Below are 3,038 nucleotides of genomic sequence, written 5' to 3'. Positions count from 1 at the left end.
ACCGCGCGGCCGGGTCGGCGGGCGAGATCGCCTTCGGCTTTACCGGTGTCGCAGCGCCGAAGGCCGCATCATCGAGCGTATCAAGGTATTCCTGCGTCGCCCGGTTTGCAGCATCTGCTGCAGACCATTCCGAGAAGTCCACCTTCGTATAGCGGCTGGCATCAGCCTTGATGAGCGAAGCATCTGCTCCAAAGCTCTCGCCGCCGACCAGTCCCTCGGCAATGCAGCGCGCCAGCACCTGCTCGAACAGATGCCGGAAGAGGTTGCTGTCCCGGAAACGTCCATGTCGGTTCTTGGAAAAGGTGGAATAATCGGGCACCGGATCGGCCAGATCGAGGCGACAGAACCAGCGATACGCCAGATTCAGATGCACCTCTTCACACAGCCGCCGCTCTGACCGGATACCGAAGGCATAGCCCACAATCAGCATTCGGATCATCAGCTCGGGATCAACCGAGGGCCTGCCTGTTGAACTGTAGAACGGCGCGAGATGTCGGCGCATGTCAACAAGGTCTACAAACCGGTCGATCGCGCGCAAAAGGTGATCCGTCGGAACGTGATCCTCAATACTGAACTCGTAGAACAGCGCACCCTGCGCAACTTGCCTCGGTCCCATCATCAGCAACTCTCCTGCAACTCAAGAGAATTGAATCAGCAGCCAAAGCATCGCTCAAGCAGAGTTTTTCAACAGTATCTCCGCATAGCCGCCGTCGGTTGATCGTGCAGCATCGGTCACTGGGGGCTCCGTGCTGCAGTTAGGGAAAATTTAGTGAATTTCTGCTGCGCGGACGAAGTCGACATTCACTTTTGCATAAAGATTACGACGGCGATTGCGCCAAAAATTCCGCATCAAAAGCTTGCAGAAACAGGCTATCCCGAGCGCTCCCGCCTCAAGATCAAGTGCGCGAGATTTCGGTTCATTCCGCTCCCAGAGCGAACGTGCCTAAAGATGAGCGTGAACAACCGAAAGCGCGTGATTGAGAGTGTTTACTGCGAACTCTCTTTGGCTGTCCGGATCATTTAGACGCAAACGTGCATCTTCCTGTTCTGCCTTGTAGCCCACTGGAAACTTATCACCTTCCAATACTGTTCCCCAAACCTGAATGTCCTTGATTGCCATGGGATCCACAGTCAATGGGTTGTCATCCAAAATAGTGAAGTTCGCACGCTTGCCAGGTTCGATACTGCCAAGGTCCCGTTCAAGACGATGAGAATAGGCGGCGTTAATTGTCACTCCACGTAAGGCCTCTTCGACCGGGACCGTCTGATCCTGTCCTGCTACCCGACCGGAACTCGTCACGCGGTTCACCGCACACCACATTAGGAACAATGGATCACCGGGCGCCATCGGCATATCGGAATGCAGTGACCAGGAAATACCCGCTCGATCCAGATCACCAAGACGGACCATTTCATTGGCGCGTTCAGGACCAAGACCGGTTTTACTGTATTGATCCGCAAGTGCCGTCACGTAGTAGGGATTTGCGGAAACAATCGCGCCCAGACGTTTGATACGCATGACCTGATCGGGCGCACTCACAGCAAAGTGCACGATCACCGTTCTATGATCGAAACGAGGGTTTCTGCGCAAGTTCCGCTCTAAGGCGTTTAATACACGGTCCAACCCGGCGTCACCGTTGACGTGAATATGAACTTGGTAGCCCGCGTCCCAATAGGTTTGAAATGCACGCTCAAAGGCCGACAGGTCCATCATCCACTCGCCATGGTAATCGCCAAGCGGATCGTCCCTCAGTTGAATGGCAAGGGAATATATCGCACCGTCCACAAAAAGCTTGACGCTGCCTTTGGACATACTGGTCTTGCCACCATACCAGTCGACAAGTGCTTCTGTCTGTTCGATCACATCTTCAGCATTGTCATATTTGGCGATCAGGCTTCTTCCATCTGGAATGAAGCTCCACCGGAACGGCATTAAGGGTGCGGAGAATACAGCGTTCACCGCATCCTGAACCGGGCGTGCCAGAATGCCGCCTGGCTCGTTGCCGTAGGTCACGCCCTTCGCATGCATGTAATCGCGCATGGTCTCCAAACCAGCGCGAAACTTTTCAGGGGTTGCCACGTATGGTGCAATCAAAGGCAGAACTGCAAACAAACCCTGTTCCCAGAAGTGTCCATGCTCAAAGCTGGATTGCATCTTTTCTGAGTCGGACCAGGCGTCCATGACCTCTTCGGTAACGCCCGCGGCCTCCATTGCAGCAGAATTCAGAATGAATTCGTGGCATGAGCGGGCCCACACAAAGATAGGGCGTTCGCTGCTGATCTGGTCAAGGTCCGACCGTGTCAGTGGACCATAAAATGCCGCGTGGTATCCCCATGTCATGACAGGGGTGTCCGGGTCTTGCTGACCATTAACAGCTTCGGACAACCGTGCCAGAAAGTCATCCTTGTCCACAACGGCGCGCGATAAACCCTGTGGCAAGTCCCAGTCCTCTATCGAAAGAATGACGGACGAAAGGCTCAAGCCGCCCAAAACTGGGTGATCATGCTGGGCGATAAAGCCGGGAACGATGATAAGGTCGGCGAATGTGTCATCAACGGTGAAGGGCTGTTCACCAATCGCCTCTTGGACTTGCTCTCTAGTGCCGGTCGCCAAAATCCGACTGTTTACAACAGCAACGGCTTCGGCGCTTGGAAGGTCGGGATCAAGTGTGACGATCTCGCGAGCCGTAAAAATCGTGACTTCATCAAGATCGAGTATCGCTCCGCCAAGATCGGTCAGCGTGCCTTCTTGCCCGAACAATGTACTCGGAGCAACGAGGATCGTCGTGCTCGTCAGGAAGGACCTTATAAACGCCCGTCTGGAGTTGTTTCCCATGGTGGATGCCTCTCCCTAATGCACTTACTAACACAAAATACGCAGATGTCCGCAATTCGGACATCGATCGATTTTCCCCAAACAACCGCTCTGCGGATGGGGTGGATGGCGTCTGCAGCCAACCGTCGCGCTTTGCGGCAAACTGCAGAAGACATCTTCTGCAAGGAAAGGAGCCCCACCATGGAAGTCACGACGATAGGAT

The 3,038-nt window shown here is 54.4% G+C and carries 2 protein-coding genes; both read right to left on the bottom strand.

Annotation, left to right across the window (positions count from 1 at the left end; genetic code table 11):
• Window positions 1-619 (bottom strand): transposase (locus tag AC2FLZ_RS21880; protein WP_496882784.1); only part of this gene is annotated, 619 nt, incomplete at its 3' end.
• 324 nt (window positions 620-943) lie between these two features.
• On the bottom strand, window positions 944-2,836 hold the full coding sequence (locus tag AC2FLZ_RS21875; RefSeq protein ID WP_496882783.1) for an amidohydrolase: 1,893 nt from the start codon (window positions 2,834-2,836) through the stop codon (window positions 944-946).
• Between the last annotated feature and the right edge of the window lie 202 nt (window positions 2,837-3,038).

Source organism: Ruegeria sp. YKSF131 (assembly GCF_059612645.1).
This window is presented reverse-complemented; position numbering and strand designations above follow the sequence as displayed.

Excerpts from the sequence above, each read along its gene's own strand:
- AC2FLZ_RS21875 (WP_496882783.1), bottom strand. The coding sequence starts at position 2,836 with ATGGGAAACAACTCCAGACGGGCGTTTATAAGGTCCTTCCTGACGAGC.